An 18,697-nucleotide genomic window follows, 5' to 3' on the forward strand; every position below is an offset into this window, starting at 1 on the left:
AACAGGCGATGAACAGAAATACTAAAGATGATTACAAAATGAGTTTACCGAAAAGATATTTAATTACTAGTGCGCTCCCTTATGCCAACGGTTTAAAGCATGTGGGTCATTTGGCCGGTGCTTATATCCCGGCAGATATTTATGCCCGTTACTTGCGTGCACAAAAAAGAGATGTGGTGTTTGTTTGCGGAAGTGATGAGCATGGAACTGCTATTCCTATTCAGGCAACAAAAGAAGGTACAACGCCGAGAGCCATTATTGATAAATACCACGAAGCCATGAAACAGGATTTTGAAGACCTGAACATGAGCTTTGATATTTATCACCGCACCAGCGAGCCCATTCATCATGAAACAGCGCAGGAGTTTTTTACATACCTGCATGAACGTGGTGAACTGGAAACAAAAGAAACGGAACAGTATTTCGACGAAGAGGCAAAAACATTTTTGGCCGATCGTTATATAAAAGGTACTTGTCCGAATTGTGGCAGCGATCGTGCATTTGGTGATCAGTGTGAAAATTGCGGACGTACATTAAGTCCGGATGAATTGATCAACCCCGTAAGTACACTCAGCGGTAAAGCGCCTATCAAAAAGAAAACATCGCATTGGTATTTGCCATTGGGCAAACACGAAGAGTTTTTGCGTGAGTGGATTTTAAAAGAACATAAAGATGATTGGCGTGCAACCGTAGTAGGGCAGTGTAAAAGCTGGATCGAAGGTGGGTTGCAATCAAGAGCTGTTACAAGAGATCTTGATTGGGGAATTAAAGTGCCGTTGAAAGATGCAGAAGGTAAAGTGCTTTATGTTTGGTTTGACGCTCCGATTGGTTATGTAAGTGCAACCAAGCAATGGGCCATCGATAACAACAAAGATTGGGAACCATATTGGTACGACAAGGATACAAAGCTTGTTCAGTTTATCGGAAAGGATAATATCGTATTTCATTGCATCATTTTCCCGATCATGTTGAAGTTGCATGGAAATATTCTGCCAACAAATGTTCCGGCCAATGAGTTCTTAAATCTTGAAGGCGATAAAATGAGTACCAGCCGCAACTGGAAACTCGACATGCGTGATTACATCAACGATTTCGTGAAGAAAGAAAATGGTGGTGGGCAGGCGGTTGATATGCTTCGTTATTACTTAACACAAATTGCTCCTGAAACAAAAGACAGTGAGTTTATGTGGAAAGGTTTTCAGGATGCTGTGAACAGTGAACTGGGAAACATCTTCGGCAACTTTGTAAACCGAACTTGGGTGTTGATGCATAAACTTTGCGGTAGTAAAGTGCCGAAGCTTCATGAAGATGTGTTGGTGGAAGATGATAGATGGATCATCAGTGAAATCGAAAGTGCAAAAGCGAAAGTTGAAAATTTATTAGAAGAGTATAAGTTTCGTGAAGCGTTGTTTGAAGTGATCGATCTAAGTCGTAAGGGTAATCAGTACATGCAGAAGAAAGAACCGTGGATCGTTGCGAAAAAGTTGGCTGAAGATCCCGAAGCACAAAAGAGCATTGATAATACCATGCATTTGTGTTTGCAGTTAAGTGCAAATCTTGCCATCCTCATCAATCCATTCTTGCCAAACACAGCTAAGAAAATGTTGGGTATGATGAAAGTGGTGGAGAAAATGCTCGATTGGGAAAATGCAGGTAAGGTGAAATTGCTGAGTGTTGGTTATACCATGCGTGCACCTGAACTGCTGTTCAGAAAAATTGAAGACGACGAAATAAAATACCAGGTAGAAAAATTAAAGTCAGGTCTTATAAAACCTGAAACAACAACAAATAAAGTGGAAGAAGTAAAATCTGAAGTCGCCAATCTGAAATCCGAAATTCAATTCGATGATTTCGCTAAGATCGATCTCAAAGTAGGAACGATTGTAACAGCAGAAAAAGTTGAGAAAGCGGACAAGCTGTTAAAGCTTTCGGTTGATCTTGGTTTTGAAACGAGAACGATTGTAAGCGGTATTGCTTTGCATTTTGCGCCTGAAGATATTGTTGGCAAACAAGTAGTGGTAGTTGCAAATCTTGCTCCACGTAAAATGCGTGGTATTGAAAGCAATGGAATGATCTTAATGGCAGAGGACAAAGAAGGCAAACTGCATTTTGTAAAGCCGGAAACGGTGATCAATCCGGGTGCAGGCGTAAGTTAATCTTGCTTAATTCAAAAAAAAGTCACATTATTGTTACCGAATTGGATATGACCTTTAAACAATTCTTTTTGTGATGTGTTCTGTAACCTGAATACGATAATTGTTTGTTGAGTCATTTTCTACATTTGTTAAACAGCTATATATTTTTTGTTTACTGCCGCAACATATAATGAAACAGATCTGGTAACCCGTTTGAATAACGGGGATCAGCAGGCGATGTCTGAACTCTATGATCGTTTTTCAGGTGCCATCCTTGGTGTCATCATGAAAATCATCACCGATCAGGCTACTGCTGAAGATGTATTGCAGGAAACAATGCTCAAGATCTGGAACAATATCGGCAGCTTCGATACATCAAAAGGCAGGCTTTTCACGTGGATGATCAATATTGCCCGTAACCAGTCGATTGATAAAACACGCTCCAAAAATTTTAAGAACAGTTCGCAAAACTCTTCTTTAGAAGATTCCGTATATGTTAGCGAAACCGTTCCTTCAGCAGGAGCAAGTATTGATACAATGGATGTTCAAAACTGGCTATTACATCTGCCCGAAGAAAACCGACAGTTAATGCGTTTGGCTTATTTCATGGGTTATACCCAGGAAGAGATAAGCAAAGAATTAAATATGCCGTTGGGAACAGTAAAAACCAAAATCAGGAATAGTTTAATTGTATTACGTAAAAAACTAAATGTAACCTGACGTGGATTTAAGTTGTATCATACAATCCGGTGACCTGGAACTTTATGTTCTTGGTATGCTTCCTCCCGAAGAGGCGAGCAAAGTGGAAACACTTGCCCAATTGTTCCCCGAAATTCAGCAAGAACTGGATGCGATCGCTTCAACATTTGAAGCAGGCGCTATGCAAATGGCCGTTACCCCATCTTCTTCTGTTAAAGACAAATTAATGGCATCGCTTCCTGCAAAATCAGGAGTTGTTGCTATACCGGAAGCAAATGGTTCCCCGGCAAAAGTGGTAGAGATGAAACCTGTTGCTGAACAACGTTCTTCTTTCAGCAAGTTGGCAATTGCTGCTTCATGGGGCTTGTTCCTCCTGGCCGGTGCTTTTGCAGTGTACCTGTATAATGGTAACCAGCAATTGAAAACTGATGTAGCTACGTTGCAACAAAACGCAACGACCTCTGAACAGCAAGTGGCTGAACTCAATAAAAAAGTTTCTTCTTACGAATTATACCGCCAGTTGAAATCTGATCCTTCGCTGACTTCTGTTGCGTTGGCTTCCGTAAAGCCCGAAGTAAAGCAACAGGCTGAAGTATTCTGGAATAAAACAACGGGCGAGTTATTTATCGATCCTTCTTCATTACCACCCGCACCAAAAGGGAAACAGTACCAGCTTTGGTTCCTCATTGATGGACAACCAACCGATGCCGGTATGATCAGTTTAACTGATGTAGCTTCTATTCAAAAAATGAAGCAGACCAAGCCGGGAGCACAGATGTTCGCTATTACGCTTGAAGACGAAGGTGGTAAACCTACTCCTGACCTGAGCGCATTGGTTGTAGCCGGAAAAGTGAGCTGATCTTTCCTTACAAAAATTTAGCTGTTAATTTCATTTCAAGTCTTTTGTGAAATAGCTTTTAATGCTATCTTCGATGCAAATAGTTGCATAGCTAACTAATTTTGATAAAGCTTGAAATATGAAACGTACAATTAAGAAAGTCGCTGTTCTTGGCAGCGGCGTCATGGGCTCCAGAATAGCCTGTCACTTTGCAGGTGTTGGTTTACAAACGATCTTATTAGATATGGTGCCGAAGGGTTTTGAAGAAAGTGCCAAGCCTGCCGAACGAAATAAATTGGTGAACGATGCTTTAGCTGCGGCTATCAAAAGCAATCCATCGCCTGTTTATACAAAAGATGTGGTGAAGAAAATTACAACGGGCAACTTCACCGATAACATGAAAGACATAGCTTCCTGCGATTGGGTGATTGAAGTTGTAGTTGAACGTCTCGACATCAAGCAACTCATTTTTGAACAGGTAGAAAAATATCGTAAGCCCGGTACACTCATCACTTCCAATACTTCCGGTATTCCTATCAGCATGATGGCCGAAGGAAGAAGTGATGATTTCAAAAAACATTTCTGCGGCACGCACTTCTTTAATCCGCCACGCTATCTGCGTTTGCTTGAGATTATTCCAACAAAATATACCGATCAATCAGTAGTTGATTTCTTAATGAACTATGGCGATCTCTATCTCGGCAAAACAACGGTGTTGTGTAAAGACACACCTGCATTCATCGCCAACCGTGTTGGTGTGTTTGGGATGATGTCGATTATGAATTTGATGGATAAAATGAAGTTGACCATTGATGAGATCGAAGCATTAACAGGTCCAATCATTGGCCGACCGAAATCTGCAACCTTCCGCACAGGCGATGTTGTTGGTTTAGATACATTGGTGAAGGTAGCAAAGGGTGTTGCAGAGAATTGTCCCAATGATGAAGCAAAAGAAATTTTTGCCATTCCTTCCTGGTTAAATAAAATGATCGAGAATAACTGGCTGGGAGATAAGACCGGTCAGGGTTTCTTTAAGAAGAATAAAGGTGCAGGCGGTGAGAAAGAAATTCTTACACTTAACCTGCAAACAATGGAGTATGGTCCACGTGTAAAACCAAAGTTTGCAAGTGTGGAAGCTGCAAAGCCGATCGATGATCTCAAAACGAGATTAAAAATGTTGTGCAGCAGTACCGATAAAGCCGGTGAGTTTTACAAGCAGTTTCATTATAGTTTGTTCTCTTATATCTCGCATCGTATTCCGGAGATCAGTGATGAGTTGTATCGTGTAGATGATGCAATGATGGCGGGCTTTGGTTGGGAAATCGGTGCATTTGAAAGTTGGGATGTGTTAGGTGTTGCAAAAACTGTTGATGCCATGAAAGCTGCCGGTTATAAAGTAGCAGCTTGGGTGGATGAGATGATTGCAAGCGGTGCAACAAGTTTTTACAAAGTTGAAAACAACAAACGTGTTTGTTACGATCCTGCAAGTAAATCATACAAAGTAATTCCGGGTGGCGATGCATTTATTGTGATGAAGAATTTCGAGAATCAGACTGTTTGGAAAAATGCAAGCTGCAGAACCTATCATTTAGGTGATGATGTGTTGGGCCTGGAATGGAATACCAAAATGGGCAGCATTGGTGGCGAAGTATTGGAAGGTATTCAGAAGTCCATTGCATTAGCAGAAGACAAATACAAAGGTTTGGTGATAGCGAATGACGCTGCACAATTCAGTGCCGGTGCCAATGTGGGTATGATCTTTATGCTGGCCATTGAACAGGAATATGATGAACTGGATATGGCTATTCGTATGTTCCAGAATACCATGATGCGTGCCCGCTATTCTTATATTCCGGTAGTAGTAGCGCCACATGGTTTAACATTAGGCGGTGCATGTGAATTGAGTTTACATAGTGATAAAGTTTGTGCAGCTGCAGAAACCTATATCGGGCTTGTTGAATTAGGTGTTGGCTTGATTCCTGGCGGCGGTGGCACCAAAGAATTTGTTTTACGTGCAGCTGATGAAATGCACGAAGATGAACCTGAAACCATCACACTAAAAAATCGTTTCTTATCCATCGCCACAGCAAAGGTGGCAACCTCAGCGAAAGAAGGTTTTGAAATGGGTGTGTTCCGCAAAGGACTGGATGAAGTGGTGATGAATCAAGGTCGCAGAATTGCAGAAGCAAAAAAATCGGTGATTGAAATTTATGATAGTGGTTATGTTGCTCCAACGCAACGCAGCGATGTAAAAGTATTGGGTCGGTCTGCTCTTGGGGCTTTGCTTGCCGGTATCAACGGAATGAAAACAGCAGGTTACGCAACAGAACATGATTCTGTTGTTGCGAAGAAACTTGCTTACGTAATGTGCGGAGGTGATTTAAGTGAACCGACTTTGGTGACTGAACAATACTTACTCGATTTAGAACGTGAAGCTTTCTTATCACTTTGCGGTGAAAAGAAATCGCTGGAACGCATACAGAGTGTGTTGAAAGGTGGGAAGCCGGTGAGGAATTAAATAATTATTCATTCGAAATAGAAAGCGTTGGTTAATTTTAATCAACGCTTTTTTTATGCAATACAAAGTCGCAATTTTTCTTTTTAACGAAGTTGAGGTACTTGATTTCGCAGGACCGTTTGAGGTATTCAGTGTAGCAGGTTTAAGAACATTGCCTGAAGTACCTTTTGATGTTTTCACCGTTGCACAGTTTGAAAGCATCGAAGCAAGAAATCATTTAACCGTCAAGCCAACGTATACATTGGCAAATGCACCTAAAGCTGATATCATACTTATTCCCGGTGGTGGAGGGCGACATGCAGATGGAACTCCGTTTGGCAGCAGAAGAGAAATGAACAATCCCGTTGTACTCGATTGGGTAAAAGAACAAGCGGCCGAGGCGAAGTTGGTGTTAAGTGTTTGTACCGGTTCGCTCATTTTAGGTAAGGCTGGATTACTTGAGGGACTGGAAGCAACCACACACTTCAAAGCGATTGATGGACTAAAAGAGATCTCCGATCAAATTCATGTAAAAGAAAATGTGCGGTTTGTTGATAATGGAACAGTCATTACATCAGCAGGTATTTCTGCAGGCATCGATATGAGTTTGTACACCGTTGGTAAACTCTTTGGCAAAGATGTAGCAGATGAAACAGCGAAGTATATGCAGTATGATTACTGGAGTTGATCGATTCCAAATTACTTTCCTATGGCACTTGCACAACTTATACAATCCTCCAGTCAACTCATCATTCATTCTCATTTCTACATTTATGGAGATGCGGCTACAGAAATGTTGACGAAGCAGATCTGCAATGATATTTCGCAGCATTGGAACGAACCAAAAGCAAATATTCTTTACAAGAACGACTGGTATAAATTAAGCTTCGATATTAAAGCAGTGTATCAACCACAACTGAAACCGGAAGACGTGTGGTACAATACCGATCCTAAATTATTCTTCTTCCGCATCGAAGAGTATTCGCCATTAGATATTTCATTTGTAGATGGCATCGGTAGCAACACCGGTTATTTCAAACTGGCTAATCTCTTACAAACATCAACTACTGCGGCACATGAATACGGACATATGATCGGTTTGCATCATCCCAAAGAATTGGATGTTCGTGAGCATTCAGCGCCAGGTATCATGTACCCACGTGGCACCTTGTGCGATCCGCATTTTCAATACGATCCTGCAGCTACTCCGGGACAAAAGGGCGGCACATTAGATCCTAAACACCGGAAAGTATTGGAAGAAGATATTCAACAACTCAAACTCCATAAACTGGATTTTGATGAAGCAGGCTTTGCCGTTCTTGGAGATTTTACAAGTATTTATCACGCACATTACCTGCCAAAAGAATAATCAATTACATTTAGCTTTCATTTATCATCACAAACAAATCTATGAGCATATTACAGGTTCAGGATCTCAAAAAAACGTACGGAAAAATACAGGCGCTGAAAGGCGTGTCGTTTGAGATACCGCAAGGCGCTGTATTTGGAATTCTCGGCCCCAATGGAAGTGGTAAAACAACCATGCTAAGCATTATCCTCGATGTATTGAATGCAGACAGTGGTACATACTCCTGGTTTGAAAAGCCGGCATCACCGGATCTTCGTAAGCATATTGGTTCATTGCTTGAAACGCCGAATTTTTATCATTACTTATCGGCTGTAAATAATTTGAAGATCACCAACAGCATTAGTGGCCGTGGCGATGCAGCTGCAATTGATGCGGTATTGCAGAAGGTGAAATTGTTTGAGCGACGTAATAGTAAGTTCAGCAGTTACAGTTTGGGTATGAAACAACGGTTAGCTATAGCCGCAGCTTTGTTAGGAGACCCGCAGATATTGGTGCTTGATGAACCTACAAACGGACTTGACCCTGTTGGTATCATGGAAATTCGTGAGCTGATCATTGAACTAAGTAAGAAAGGTCATACCATTATTATGGCCAGTCACTTACTCGATGAAGTGGAAAAAGTTTGTACGCATGTTGCTATTTTAAAAACAGGCACATTGGTTACTTCAGGTTCGGTAGAAGATGTATTAGTGGATGAAGATGTGGTGGAATTAGGTGCAGTAGACATGGAGCAATTAAAAACAATCCTCAGCAACTATCCCGGTAAAACTGCAACTACCGTTAATGCACAAACAATACAATTGCATTTTCCGAAAGGTACTGCCAGTGCCGAAGAAGTAAATCGTTATTGTTTCAATAACGGTATTGCATTGCAATATCTCTCCATTAAGAAAAAGCGATTGGAAGAACGATTCTTTGAACTCACCAATAATTAACCTGACCCATCAATTATTATATCTATGCTTCATTTATTCAGAACAGAGTGGCTTAAATTAAAGAACTATCCTGGCTTTTGGTGGATCATGGCCATTACAGTATTGTCGTATCCCGGCATTAATGGCATGTTTTATTTCATTTACAAACAAAATACTGCTAATTCAAAAAGCGCAGCACAAATGCTGAAGATGCTCATCGGTAATCCATTTGAATTTCCGGAAGTATTTCGTACAACTGCTTTTGCTTCTTCAATGTTTGTTGTAATACCAGCCATTCTTGTGATCATGCTTATCACCAACGAGTATACGTACAAAACAAACCGCCAGAATGTAATTGATGGCTGGAGCAGGAACGAGTTTCTGATCGCAAAATTTTTGAACGTTGTTATTATTTCACTCATTGTAATTGCACTTTACCTCATCGTTACACTCTCAATAGGCTTCAGCACAACCGGTGCTGATGTAAAAGATAAATTCCAGCTGGCACATTACGCAGCCCTTTTTAGTCTGCAAACCTTTGCTCAATTGTCATTTGCATTTCTGTTGGGGCTTCTTATAAAAAGAGCATTCATTGCACTGGGGGTATTTATTTTTTATAAGATCATTATTGAAAATATTGGGGCTGAGTTGCTCAACAAATATGTACATGCAGATACCGGTCGTTTTTTACCTACTGAGTCATCAGATCTTTTAACACCTGTACCTGCTTTTCTCGGCAGGCTCGATCCGAAAGTATATGAACATGCGCTCAGTCTCATCAATCAGCAGGTGTTTATCACCATTGCATATCTGTTTATATTTTGGGGATTGGTTTTCTGGATCTATAAAAAGCGTGACCTTTGATAAACATGAAAAAAATTACAACCATCTTTATCGGAGTGGCAATGTTTGCCGTGTCGCTGCAGGCGCAGAATATGACGACCGTTATTAAAACGGAAGCACTCAAAATGGCAAAAGCGCTTTCTGTAATGGATATGGAAGCTTATAGCAAGTTTATGTATCCATCATTGATGAATGAACCTGCATCAAAACAGCGCTTAAAGCAAGGCATCGATTCAATAGAAAAATACAGGGAGCAATTTGGTATTAAAGTAAAACAGATATTGATCGGTAACCCATCACCTGTAATCACGTATAAAAATGTGATGCAATGCACAATACCGCAAACAACAACAGTTGAAGCAATGATGGGATCAATTGAAATGGAATCGGTGTTAGTAGCATTGTCGAACGATGGAAAAACATGGTACTTTGTTGAATCAAACTTATTCCGTCAAAAAGATGCAAAAGCAAAACTGCCGGAATTAAGTCCCGACTTGGTTATACCTGCGCCGAAGCAGCCCGTAATGAAAGCGAATGATCAGCAAAACAAAAATTAAGCAACTAATTCATTTATTGCCGCTTCAATTGTTGGGTACGAAAACTGAAAACCGGAATGCTGAATTTTTGTTGCACTCACGGTTGCACTTTTCAATACTTCAATACTCATTTCACCCAGTACCAACTGTAATACAAACGAAGGAACCGGGAGTGTAATAAATGCCTTACCTCTCATTTTTTTTGCAATTGCAACAGTAAGGTCTTTATTGGAAACGGGGTTGGGCGCCACTGCATTAAAAACACCGTTCAGTTTATTATTATCCATTGCATATTCATACAAACGGATCAAATCATGAATATGTATCCAACTAACGATCTGTTTACCGCTTCCTAAAACAGAGGCTAATCCAAACTTGAGCGTTTTTTTAAATTCAACGAACGCACCGCCATCATTACTCAATACAATTCCTGTGCGGAGTTTCACCAGTCGTTTTTCTAATGCAGTTACCGGTTCAATACTGTTTTCCCAGTCGGAACAGGTGCTGCCGAGAAAATCAGCGTAGGCACTATCAGTTTCTGTAAACGGCTTTCCTGTATCCGGTCCATACCAGCCAATGCCTGAAGCACAGATAACAGCTTTTACATTGTTAGGTATTTCAGTTAATGCTTTTACAAGTAGAGCACTGCCATCAACCCGGCTTTTTCTGATTTCCTCTTTTCGCTCTTTGGTCCAGCGTTTATCAGCAACGCCAGCACCGGCAAGATGGAAAATAAAGTCGCTTTGTGCAATGGCATCCTTGTCAATGGTTCCTTTTGCAGGATCCCATTGTTTATATGTAACAGAATTGTTAGAATTTGCTTTGCCTGAACGGCTGAGAATGATAATGGCATGACCTTTGGCTGATAAATACTTAGTAAGTGCCTTTCCAATTAAACCTGTGCCGCCCGTTATACAAATAGTTGCCATGAATTGTTTCCTCTTTTTAGTAATATGTATGCAATTTAATTTTTAACCGCATCTTGTATACGAAATGTTTGCTTTCAACGTAATTTTAAGTATCAATCAACGAACAGAAATGAAGATGATTAAAGCCATAGTTTTTTCAATTGTGTTGATGCTGGGTGTTTTGCCCGCAACCGCACAGCGTATTTTTTATTCAGAACCCGACCGTGATGATCTCCGTTCACTCAAATTTGAAGTGTTGGGCAAGTATGGTGACAACTATCTTGTGTATAAGAACATCCGGTCACGGCATTTTGTTTCGGTGTATGATGCTGCCATGAAACAAAAGGATAAAGTAGAACTGGATTTTATTCCCGACCGGGCCATTAATGTGGATGTATTTACTCATCCAGATCATTCAATGATTATTTATCAATTCCAGAAAAAGAATATTGTGTATTGTATGGGAGTGATGATCGATGGTGCCGGTAAAAAAATCGGTGAGCCGTTGGAGTTAGATACAACGCAGTTAAGCATTTTCAGCGATAATAAAATTTACAGTACCATTATCAGCGATGATAAACAAAAGCTGATGGTATTTAAAATGAAAAACCGCCAGCGTGATGATTTTAATATTCAAACGCTTCTGCTCAGTCATAACCTGATGCCTCTTCGTAAATCATCGTTCAACTATCATCTTGAAAATTCAAAGGAAGCAATTGCAGATTTTTATCTTGACAACGAAGGGAACTTTCTGTTCAGTCATGTAACACGCCCTGCGCAACGGGAATATATTAACAAAGCCAAGTTGGTTGTTCTGCCTGCTTATTCCGATGAGGTAAAATCCTTTGATCTTACATTGGATAAAGTATTGCTGGACGAATTACGTATTAAAGTGGACAACCTGAATGGCCGTTATATTCTCACATCACTGTATTCAAAAACAAGAAGAGGGAATATTGATGGATTATTTACAGCTATTGTAAACAAAGACCTTACCGGAACAGATATTGAAAGGGCCATTGAGTTTAACGATGAGTTCCGTGCATTGGCGAAAGGCGATAATTCAGCCAAGCTTGCATTTAATGATTATTTTTTAAAACATCTCATCGTTAAAAAGGATGGGGGTGTGCTTATAACCGGCGAAAATACCTACGGTAATTCAAGAGGCGGTGGTTTCAACCGTTGGGATAATCCGTGGATGTGGGGCAATTCATTTTATCCAGGCAATTATTGGGGCTGGAGTCCCTACAACAATTGGGGTGGAGGTTTTGGTGGCTGGCGTTCGCCGTATGGCTTTAACAACACGCAGCAAACAAGATACTATACTGACAATGTAATGGTGATCTCATTAGATAAAGATGCCAATATGCAATGGAATAATGTGATCACAAAATCGCAGTTTGATGATAATACCGATAACATGCTCAGCTACCAGATCATGAACAGCGGTGCAGAATTGTTGTTTATGTACAATGAATGGAACCGGCGTTCGCCAATGCTAAATGCACAGTCGCTGGAACCAACCGGCCGTGTACGGAAAGAACCACCATTAAAAAGTCTTGACAAAGGGTATGAGTTTATGATCCGCTTTGGCAAGCAGGTGAGTGCAAGAGAAATGATCGTGCCTTGTTTGTATCGTAACTCATTCAGCTTTGCCAGGATCGAGTTTTAAACTTGCGAATAGACAATATTGCGAATACCGGAAGCACCTGCTTCCGGTATTTTATTTGGTGAAATGAATTTCTTTCGGAATGTTTGTGGCTGAATTTAATTATCACCGTGATTCGTTTTTTCTCCGGCAATAATCCGCTGAATGTTGTTATTCTTTTTTTTATCGGGCTGCTCATTAAGTTGCCTTACTTCATTACGCCCGTTATTCCGCAAACAAATGTAACAGATGGCTTTCTGTACATTGAATTTTTAAAAGCATTGCAAACCACCGGAGCAGCGGTACCTATTATTTATCCCATCATTTCATTTGTACTGTTGTTTACACAGGCTATTACCTTCAACGGACTGGTGAATGATCAGAAATTGTTTTCATCGCCCAATTATTTACTGGCATTATCCTATCTCGTCGTAACCAGTGTTGTGCCAGAGTGGAATGTGTTATCGCCCGCACTCATTATCAACACCATATTGGTATGGGCTTGGCCACGAATGGTTGGCTTATACAATCATCCCAAGCCAAAAACCATTTTATTTAATATTGGTTTTGGATTCGGCATTTGTTCCTTCTTTTATTTTCCTTCTGTATATCTATTGTTGCTGCTGATCGTGGCGCTCATCCTGTTCCGCCCATTCTATCTTACAGAATGGTTGGTGGCAATTCTGGGTATTCTTACACCATTTTACTTTCTGTTGGTTTACTTCTTTGTGTGGGATCGCTGGCATATGGTGGAAGCGGTGGTGCCTGCCCAATATCTTCGTTTGCCTGATGTGCTGTTCGATTGGCAATTTTGGGTTACGTTCAGCCTGGTAGTTTTTCCGCTAGTCATCGGTTTGTTAATGAGTTCCCGGTATTCATCACGCTTGCTTGTGCAAATACGAAAGAGCTGGAATTTCATGATCTTTTACCTCATCATTGCCCTGTTTATTCCATTTGTTAACAGCTTTCAGGGGTTAACGCATTGGATATTGGCGGTAGTGCCTATTAGTCTGTTTCAGGCTGCTTTTTACTTTTATCCCAAAAACAAACGGTTCCCTGAATTGATTTTCTGGCTCAGCCTTATTTGGATCGTTGCAAATTATGCACTGTTGAACAGCTAATCGACCCCAATCCTTACCTTTGCGCTTTCTTTTTTAGTCTGAAATGCGTTGAAAAATTTCCGGCAAGCCATGAGGGCTTCTCCTGATACTTTTTAGCGGATAAATAGAACCAAAATCAATTAAATAAGTAACACGTGAAATTTGGTATCGTTGTTTTCCCCGGCAGTAATTGCGACAGAGACATGCAGGATTCCCTGCAAAATGATATGAATCAGGAAGTGGTTATGCTATGGCATAAAGACAAAAACCTGAGCATGTTTTCAACCGACGATTGTATTGTATTGCCCGGCGGATTTTCGTATGGCGATTACCTGCGTTGCGGTGCCATTGCCCGTTTCAGCCCCATGATGGAAAGTGTGATCGCTTTTGCAAACAAAGGTGGTAAGGTGCTGGGAGTGTGTAATGGTTTCCAGATTTTGTGCGAAAGTCACCTCCTTCCCGGAGCGTTGCTGCGGAATGCCAATCAGAAGTTTATTTGTAAAAATATTTACCTGGATGGGGTAGGCGGCACGGCGCTGAAAATTCCGATTGCTCATGGGGAAGGGCGTTATTTTGCCGACGAAAAAACGTTGGACGAGCTGGAAGCAAATGGCCAGGTGATCTATCGTTATTGCGATGAGAACGGCTTGATCACTGCAGAAGCCAATCCAAATGGCGCCATCCGTAATATTGCCGGTATTGTAAACAAAGATGGTAATGTATTTGGTATGATGCCGCATCCGGAAAGGGCTACCAGTTCCATTCTTGGCAATACAGACGGACGTAAAATTCTCAATGCTTTGTTAATCAATGCGGCTGTAGCAATCTGAAAAGGGTTTTTCAAACGTAAATGATTTGATAAAGTTCTCTTTTGTGACTTAGCTGACATTTCAGTAAACGATTTGGAAGCATCTTTGTAATACAATTAGAAAATATACAGATCCATGGAAAAATTCTTTAGTGCAGTCATCTTATTATTTGTTTCGGTTGCTGCTTTTGCACAAAGCGGAACAAAAGTAAAATGGGACTACACCGTTAAAAAGATCGGCGATAAGAAATATGAGGTGCGAATGATCGCCAATATTCAACCCGGCTGGCATTTGTATAGCCAAATCCAAAGTGCTGATGCCATTGCTTTACCTACCACCATCAATTTTGCCAAAAATCCATTGCTGGTAGTAAGCGGTAAACCCAAAGAAATCGGGAAGGTTACCGATGCATTTGATAAAGCCACTCAATCACGCTCACGCTTTTATTCAAATAAAGTAGAATTTGTACAGGTAGTTACTGTAAAGTCAACTGTAAAAACTTCGCTCACCGGTGATGTTGAATTTATGGTGTGTGATGATAAGCAGTGTTTGCCTCCCGATAAAGCAAAATTCAGCGTTAAGTTAGAAGGATAAAAAATTTGATCCCGTCTTTAAAAAGACGGGATTTTTAAAATTCATTTGGAATGAGATTACTGTTACGCACTGCTTTTGTTACCATCGTCAGCTTTCTTTCAATTATATCTTTTGCGCAGGATTCAACTGCCGTTCAATGGCAGGTGAGCAGCAAGAAACTTGCCACCGGCGAATACCAATTGCAACTTACCGGTAAGGTGCCAGCCGGAAAATATCTTTATTTGTTTACGAAAGATGCTGAAGGACTTGACTCCATTTCCATTCAATTTACCGATAGTGCCATTGTAAAAGATGGTGCTGTACAAGTGAAACTGGGCGGCAGTTCTTATGCTGATCCAATCTTCGATAATAAAAATGTAGAAATCGCCAGGCAGGAAGTGATCCTTCTGCAGAAAATAAAAATTGGTGGCGTTGTACCAGCGCAGCTAAAAGGAACAATTGTGTATGCAACAGGTGCAGCCGAAGAATTTTTACCGGCACAGGAATTTGCATTTGATGTAAAATTAGAAGGAGGTGTATTACAAACAGCAAGAATAAAGATCAATTCAATTGATTTGAACAACACCGTTAATGATTGTGGTGATGAGGGAACAGAAGGAAAAAGTTTGTGGGGTATTTTCTTGTTAGGTTTAGTAGGAGGATTTATTGCCTTGTTGACGCCCTGTGTATTTCCATTGATTCCGTTGACTGTTTCGTTTTTTACAAAGCGAAGTGGTAGCAGAGCAAAAGGAATTCGTAATGCAATGATCTACGGGTTCTTTATTTTTCTCATTTATATTTTATTAAGTCTTCCGTTTCATTTGCTTGATCAAACCGATCCGGAGATATTGAACAATATCTCAACCAATGTTTGGCTCAACATTATTTTCTTTATCATCTTCGTGGTGTTTGCCATTTCGTTCTTTGGTTATTTTGAAATTAGCTTACCGGGCAATATCGCCAACCGGGCCGATTCAAAATCAAGTGTGGGCAGTACACTTGGAATTTTCTTCATGGCGTTAACGTTAGCAATTGTCTCATTCTCATGTACTGGTCCCATTCTCGGTTCCTTACTGGCAGGCGCTTTAACCAAAGATGGTGGGGCTATGCAGTTGAGTTTTGGTATGGGTGGTTTTGGACTTGGATTAGCATTGCCCTTTGCATTGTTTGCAATGTTCCCCAATTGGTTACAATCATTACCAAAGAGTGGTGGTTGGTTGAATACGGTGAAAGTGGTATTGGGCTTTTTGGAATTGGCAATGGCCGTAAAGTTTTTAAGCAATGCGGATCTGGTGAAACAATGGCATCTCTTACCACGTGAAGTGTTCCTCGGAATCTGGCTGGTGATCGCCATATTGCTTGTACTCTATTTGTTGGGGTTAATTCGTTTCCCGCACGATGATAAAAAAGTAAAGATTGGCGGCATACGCTGGACGTTTATTGTATTGTTTGCAGCAGCAGCTATTTATATTGCTCCCGGCGTTACAAATACAAAATGGGCAAACCTGAAACTCATCAGTGGTTTCCCGCCACCGTTGTGTTACAGCATGTATGAACATCCTGTGAATTGCGAAACTTCACTGGAGCCTTTGCGTGATTATGAAGAAGCATTGGAGTTAGCCAAGCAACAGAATAAACCATTGTTGATCGACTTCACGGGTTGGGCCTGTGTAAACTGCAGACGTATGGAAGAAAACGTATGGACCAATCCTGAAGTATTGGATCTGATGAAGAATAAATTTGTAGTGGTGTCATTGTATGTGGACGAACGCAAGGTTTTGCCATCGGCACAGCAGCAAACCGTTGCCACGAAAACAGGTGCAATGAAAGAAATTGTAACGGTGGGCGACAAATGGGCAACCTTTCAAAGTGAAAATTTTGATGCGGTGGCGCAACCACAGTATGCAATTCTTGGATTGGATGAAGCAGCGCTTACAAAAACAAAAGGATATACAGCGAGTCCGGCGGAATTTAAGTTGTGGCTCGAGTGTGGTTTAAGCGCATTTAAATCTCGACAACGATAAACCTGTATATGAATAGCTCCCCCAGGGTAACTTTGGCTAAATGAATGTTTATTATCTTGTAAGATGAAATTTTTTGTAAAAGCCGTTTTACTCTCTGGGGCAATAGTGGGTGCCTTTATATTTTTGTTTCTTTTAAACCTTTTATTCAGCAGTTCTTACAATGAGTTTGTTCAGTGGGCGGCAGAAGACGTGCTGAAGAAGCCACACCTGGTAAATTTTATTCCAGCTTACTTTAGTGAGGATCGATTTTATTTATTACAAAAGGCGATAGTTTTTCTTGCAGTTATTTACTTTTTTTTGATTGTATGGCTGTTCAGGCGGAGGACAAAGGTTATCCACTACTTTAATGGGATAGCATCAGAAGGGAGGTTGACCATAACGTCTTTTTTGGCCTTTGTTCAACCAAAGGAATTGGTTGAGAAATTTCTTTTCTGGATCATCATTGGCACCTCTTTTTTTGTTGGGGCATATAATATTGCAACAATTCCGATTTCCTATGATGAGGCTTGTAGTTATATCGACTTTGTCTCAAAGGGCCCGTTAATAATCAGCACCCTTTACCACACAACAAATAACCATATTCTCAGCAACATACTGAGCTATATTAGCTGTTTGATTTTCCCCAATGGTGAAATAGGACAGCGACTACCTTTGCTATTTATACTTGTCGTGAATTGCTTTCTGCTTTTCGGGCTGCTCAAAAGAATTGTAAAACCTTATCAAGCACTGATTGGGTTGGCTTTTTTTGCTGCAAGTACACCTGTATATCTCTATAGCTTCATGGCAAGAGGTTATTCGTTGGTTATTCTTTTTTCGCTGATTTGTATATTGGCATTGCGACAACTCTTGCTGTTGCCGCAAAGAAAATATTGGGTTATTTTTTTTCTTGCATCAGTTTTAGGAACGTACAGTATTCCTGTTATTGGATATCTCCTGGTTGCGGTGTATGTATGTCTGGGAGTGTTTTTCTTCATTCATAATAAGGAGCAATTGAAATTTCTTTTGCTAACGGGGTTCTTTTCATTCCTTGCTGTTTGTTTTTTGTATACCCCTGTTTTTCTGGTGTCTGGCCTAAGCGCACTGAAACAGGTTGTAAGTGATATAAGCATTAAAAGAACCATATTCGAAAATGGTATTCAAAATTTAAAGTCACTTACTGACTTTTACATCAGCTCAAATATCTTTTTCAAGGTTATACTTGGGCTGCCCATTTTAACAGGCATTGTTTATGTTTATCACGCTTATCGTAAGAGGGGCTCTGCGTTTCTGTTATTTATACTCATTGTGGCTGCGATGCCACTTGCTGTTACAATAATTTTGCAACAAAAGATGTTTGATCGCACCTGGATTTATATGACGGTTGTTATGTCAATATTCTATGCTTTTGCCTTCTCTCAGGTAAAACAGAAAGCAGTTTTGATTGCAGCGATTGTCTTTACGTATGTGATGCAGCTTGGTTCAAGCATCGACGCACGATACTATACTGATCAAAAACATAGAAATTTTGCGGCAAGGAAAACAGCTGACTTATTTGCCGGGGAAAAGATGAAAAGCATTTACCTGGATCATCAGTTTATAAGGCCCATGATTGAGTACAGGCTTCAATTGCTTCATCATCCCTATCAGCTGTATGTAAATAAAAGTCAGTTTCAGAAATCTGATTTCGATCCGAATAAAAAGTATGATCTCATTGTTTATGCAGAAGGGGGTGCTAACCCTGAATCGAACTATCAATATCGCATAATCGATTCGGTAAAGGAAATCCGTGTTTTGGAACTTATTAACGAATAAAAAACCTCCGTTT

Annotated in this window: 16 protein-coding genes; 15 read left to right on the top strand and 1 reads right to left on the bottom strand. The window is 40.5% G+C overall.

The features are described from left to right. The first annotated feature begins 8 nt into the window (after positions 1–8). From metG to WG989_RS10720, 9 genes are all read left to right on the top strand, one after another. Positions 9–2,156: a methionine--tRNA ligase gene (gene metG, locus WG989_RS10680; RefSeq protein ID WP_340429330.1), complete on the top strand. Its 2,148-nt coding sequence runs from the start codon at positions 9–11 to the stop codon at positions 2,154–2,156. Positions 2,157–2,303: 147 nt separating this feature from the next. Continuing rightward, the gene (locus tag WG989_RS10685; RefSeq protein WP_340429331.1) at positions 2,304–2,855 is read left to right on the top strand and encodes an RNA polymerase sigma factor; all 552 of its coding nucleotides are present in this window, start codon (positions 2,304–2,306) and stop codon (positions 2,853–2,855) included. A 1-nt stretch (position 2,856) separates the two neighbouring features. Further along, a complete protein-coding gene (locus WG989_RS10690; RefSeq protein ID WP_340429332.1) occupies positions 2,857–3,693 on the top strand; it encodes an anti-sigma factor in 837 nt (278 codons plus the stop codon). A 118-nt stretch (positions 3,694–3,811) separates the two neighbouring features. Beyond that, positions 3,812–6,190 carry a 3-hydroxyacyl-CoA dehydrogenase NAD-binding domain-containing protein gene (locus WG989_RS10695; RefSeq protein ID WP_340429333.1) on the top strand — a complete coding sequence of 793 codons (2,379 nt, stop codon included), beginning with the start codon at positions 3,812–3,814 and terminating at the stop codon, positions 6,188–6,190. Positions 6,191–6,245: 55 nt separating this feature from the next. Then, complete coding sequence (locus tag WG989_RS10700; RefSeq protein WP_340429334.1) at positions 6,246–6,857, top strand: DJ-1/PfpI family protein; 612 nt, start codon at positions 6,246–6,248, stop codon at positions 6,855–6,857. 21 nt (positions 6,858–6,878) lie between these two features. Then, on the top strand, positions 6,879–7,538 hold the full coding sequence (locus WG989_RS10705; RefSeq protein WP_340429335.1) for a peptidase M10: 660 nt from the start codon (positions 6,879–6,881) through the stop codon (positions 7,536–7,538). 41 nt (positions 7,539–7,579) lie between these two features. Next, complete coding sequence (locus WG989_RS10710) at positions 7,580–8,473, top strand: ABC transporter ATP-binding protein (RefSeq protein ID WP_340429336.1); 894 nt, start codon at positions 7,580–7,582, stop codon at positions 8,471–8,473. A 24-nt stretch (positions 8,474–8,497) separates the two neighbouring features. Next, positions 8,498–9,316 carry a DUF2705 family protein gene (locus WG989_RS10715; RefSeq protein WP_340429337.1) on the top strand — a complete coding sequence of 273 codons (819 nt, stop codon included), beginning with the start codon at positions 8,498–8,500 and terminating at the stop codon, positions 9,314–9,316. Positions 9,317–9,321: 5 nt separating this feature from the next. After that, entirely contained in the window at positions 9,322–9,852 is a 531-nt protein-coding gene (locus tag WG989_RS10720) for a hypothetical protein (protein WP_340429338.1), read from the top strand. Here WG989_RS10720 and WG989_RS10725 read toward each other — a convergent pair. Beyond that, positions 9,849–10,760 (bottom strand): TIGR01777 family oxidoreductase, encoded by a 912-nt coding sequence (locus WG989_RS10725; protein ID WP_340429340.1) that lies wholly within the window; start codon positions 10,758–10,760, stop codon positions 9,849–9,851. The two genes, WG989_RS10720 and WG989_RS10725, sit on opposite strands and share 4 nt — an antisense overlap. Positions 10,761–10,869: 109 nt before the next feature. Here WG989_RS10725 and WG989_RS10730 point away from each other — a divergent pair, with 109 nt between their 5' ends. From WG989_RS10730 to WG989_RS10755, 6 genes are all read left to right on the top strand, one after another. Then, entirely contained in the window at positions 10,870–12,411 is a 1,542-nt protein-coding gene (locus WG989_RS10730; protein WP_340429342.1) for a hypothetical protein, read from the top strand. Between the two features lie 107 nt (positions 12,412–12,518). After that, on the top strand, positions 12,519–13,508 hold the full coding sequence (locus WG989_RS10735; protein WP_340429343.1) for a hypothetical protein: 990 nt from the start codon (positions 12,519–12,521) through the stop codon (positions 13,506–13,508). 134 nt (positions 13,509–13,642) lie between these two features. Continuing rightward, positions 13,643–14,317 carry a phosphoribosylformylglycinamidine synthase subunit PurQ gene (gene purQ, locus WG989_RS10740; RefSeq protein WP_340429344.1) on the top strand — a complete coding sequence of 225 codons (675 nt, stop codon included), beginning with the start codon at positions 13,643–13,645 and terminating at the stop codon, positions 14,315–14,317. A gap of 114 nt (positions 14,318–14,431) precedes the next feature. Continuing rightward, positions 14,432–14,890, top strand: a complete 459-nt coding sequence (locus WG989_RS10745; RefSeq protein WP_340429345.1) for a protein-disulfide reductase DsbD domain-containing protein — start codon at positions 14,432–14,434, stop codon at positions 14,888–14,890. A 50-nt stretch (positions 14,891–14,940) separates the two neighbouring features. Next, positions 14,941–16,893, top strand: coding sequence for a protein-disulfide reductase DsbD family protein (locus WG989_RS10750; protein WP_340429347.1), 1,953 nt, complete (start codon positions 14,941–14,943; stop codon positions 16,891–16,893). A 63-nt stretch (positions 16,894–16,956) separates the two neighbouring features. Then, entirely contained in the window at positions 16,957–18,684 is a 1,728-nt protein-coding gene (locus WG989_RS10755) for a glycosyltransferase family protein (protein WP_340429348.1), read from the top strand. The last annotated feature ends 13 nt before the right edge of the window (positions 18,685–18,697 follow it).

Source organism: Lacibacter sp. H407, from assembly GCF_037892605.1.
In the GTDB taxonomy this organism is placed as follows: domain Bacteria; phylum Bacteroidota; class Bacteroidia; order Chitinophagales; family Chitinophagaceae; genus Lacibacter.